Source organism: Nocardia thailandica NBRC 100428, from assembly GCF_000308795.1.
Lineage (GTDB): Bacteria > Actinomycetota > Actinomycetes > Mycobacteriales > Mycobacteriaceae > Nocardia > Nocardia thailandica.
This window is the reverse complement of the sequence record NZ_BAGK01000023.1, coordinates 1-2,661: the sequence shown is the minus strand read 5'-3', so window position 1 is coordinate 2,661 and position 2,661 is coordinate 1. Positions and strand designations below refer to the sequence as shown.

Annotated in this window: 3 protein-coding genes; all 3 read right to left on the bottom strand. The window is 66.7% G+C overall.

Annotated elements, in window-relative coordinates:
• On the bottom strand, positions 1-1,009 hold a 1,009-nt coding region (dmpG, locus tag ON36_RS02375), incomplete at its 3' end, for a 4-hydroxy-2-oxovalerate aldolase (protein ID WP_043647266.1).
• Between the two features lie 13 nt (positions 1,010-1,022).
• Positions 1,023-1,934, bottom strand: coding sequence for an acetaldehyde dehydrogenase (acetylating) (locus ON36_RS02370; RefSeq protein WP_043647264.1), 912 nt, complete (start codon positions 1,932-1,934; stop codon positions 1,023-1,025).
• Between the two features lie 10 nt (positions 1,935-1,944).
• Positions 1,945-2,661, bottom strand: a 717-nt coding sequence (locus ON36_RS02365; protein WP_043647262.1) for a 2-keto-4-pentenoate hydratase, incomplete at its 5' end; no start/stop codon positions are given.

The following is a 2,661-nucleotide window of genomic DNA, read 5'->3' as shown; positions in this document are numbered from 1 at the left end:
GGAGTTCGAGGGCGATGTCGATGAGTTGGTCTTCTTGGCCGCCGACGAGTTTGCGTTGTCCTGCGCGGACGAGCATGTGGGCGGCGGAGACGTTGTAGCGTTGGGCTTGGCGTTCGGCGTGTTTGAGGAAGCTGGAGTAGACGCCTGCGTAGCCCATCATGAGTGCTTGGCGGTCGAGGAGGCATTCGGTGGGCATGGTGGGGCGGATGATGTCTTCGGCGGCGTCGGCGATGGCGAAGAAGTCGATGCCGGTGGTGAGGTCGAGTTTGTCGGTGACGCCGACGAAGGCTTCGACGGGGGTGTTGCCTGCGCCTGCGCCGAATCGGCGGGTGGAGCCGTCGATCTGGGTGGCTCCGGCGCGGACGGCGTAGACGGAGTTGGCGACGGCGAGGCCGAGGTTTTCGTGGCCGTGGAATCCGACTTGGGCGTCGGTGCCGAGTTCGGTGACCAGGGCGGCGACGCGGTCGGAGACCTGGTCGAGGACCAGCGCGCCCGCGGAGTCGACGATGTAGACGCATTGGCATCCGGCGTCGGCCATGATCCGGGCTTGGGCGGCGAGGGTTTCGGGGGGTTGGGTGTGTGACATCATCAGGAAGCCGACGGTTTCCATGCCGAGGTCGCGGGCGTAGCCGAAGTGCTGGATCGAGACGTCGGCTTCGGTGCAGTGGGTGGCGATGCGGCAGATGGCGGCGCCGTTGTCCTGGGCGATCTTGATGTCTTCTTTGACGCCGACTCCGGGCAGCATGAGGACTGCGATCTTGGCGTGTTTGGCGGTGTCGGCGGCGATGGTGATGAGTTGCTGTTCGGGGGTTTTGGAGAATCCGTAGTTGAAGGAGGAGCCGCCGAGGCCGTCGCCGTGGGCGACTTCGATGACCGGGACGCCGGCGTTGTCGAGGGCGGTGACGATGTCGGCGACTTCGGTGGCGGTGAACTGGTGGCGTTTGTGGTGGGAGCCGTCACGCAGGCTGGTGTCGGTGACGCGGATGTCGAGTTCGGTCGAGTAGGGCATGGTCAACGGCTCCTTAAACCCCGGTGGTGAGGATCTGTCCGGCCAGGACTTCCCCGACCCGGGTCGCGGCGGCGGTCATGATGTCGAGGTTGCCCGCGTAGGGGGGCAGGAAGTCACCGGCGCCTTCGACCTCGACGAACACCGACACCTTGGCCAGCCCGGCCGAGACGATCGAGGGCGGGTCGTATTGGGGGTCGTTGAGCAGGCGGTAGCCGGGAACATAGGCTTGGATGTCGGCGACCATGCGCTGGATCGAGGCGGTGATCGCGTCCTGGTCGGCGTCTTCGGGGATGGCGCAGAAGATGGTGTCGCGCATGATCATCGGCGGTTCGGCGGGGTTGAGGATGATGATGGCCTTGCCGCGGGCGGCGCCGCCGATGGTTTCCACGCCCCGGCTGGTGGTCTTGGTGAATTCGTCGATGTTGGCGCGGGTGCCGGGCCCGGCCGAGACCGAGGCCACCGAGGCCACGATCTCGGCGTAGGCGACCGGCACCACGCGTGAGACCGCGGCCACGATCGGGATGGTGGCCTGCCCGCCGCAGGTGATCATGTTGACGTTGTCGGCGTCCAGATTCGCGCCCAGATTCACCGGCGGGACGACCGCGGGACCGACCGCGGCGGGAGTCAGATCCACGGCCCGGATACCGAGTTCGGCGTAGCGGGGGGCCGCGGCGCGGTGGACATAGGCCGAGGTCGCCTCGAAGATCAGGTCGGGTTTCTCGGCCTGGCCCAGCAGCCAGTCCACCCCCTCGGCCGAGGTCTCCAATCCCAGTCCCGCGGCGCGTTTGAGTCCTTCGCTGGCCGGGTCGATACCGATCATCCAGCGGGGTTCGATGCTGGGTGACCGCAACAGTTTGTAGAGCAGGTCGGTGCTGATGTTGCCGGATCCCACGATCGCGGCACTGACGGTCCCGGAAACGGACACGAGAGTTCTCCTAGACGAAATGCAGACGGACGGAACCGAGCCCGGCGAACTCGGCATGGAAGGCGTCACCGGGGCGGGCGTCGATCGCGCGCGTGCACGAACCCGGCAGGACGACATCACCGGCTTTGAGCCGCACCCCGAACGAGGCGACCTTGCGCGCCAGCCACGCCACCGCGATCACCGGATCACCCAGCACCGCGTCACTGCAGCCCCGCGCCACCACTTCCCCGTTACGGGTCAACTCCGCATCGATGACGGTGACATCGATGTCGGCGGGGGCCACCCGCTGCGCACCCAGGACGTAGCCGGCCGAGGACGCGTTGTCGGAGATCGTGTCGCACAACCCGATCCGCCAGTCCGCGATCCGGGAATCGATCAACTCGATCGCCGGCGCGTAGGCCACCGTCGCGGCCAGCACATCGGCCTCGGTGCAGTCCGCGCCCGGCAGATCCGCGCCCAACACGAACCCGACCTCGACCTCGACGCGGGGCAGCAGGAACCGCGACGCGTCGACCGGGACGTTCTCCCGCAACTCCATCTCGGCCAGCAGATGACCGTAATCGGGTTCATCGACCCCCATCATCTGCTGCATCGCCTTCGACGACAAACCCACCTTGTGACCGACCACCCTCGCCCCGTCCTTCAACCGGCGCGTGATGTTGATCAACTGGATCTCATACGCATCCACCACATCGATCTCGGGATAACGCTCGGCGATCGGGGCGAT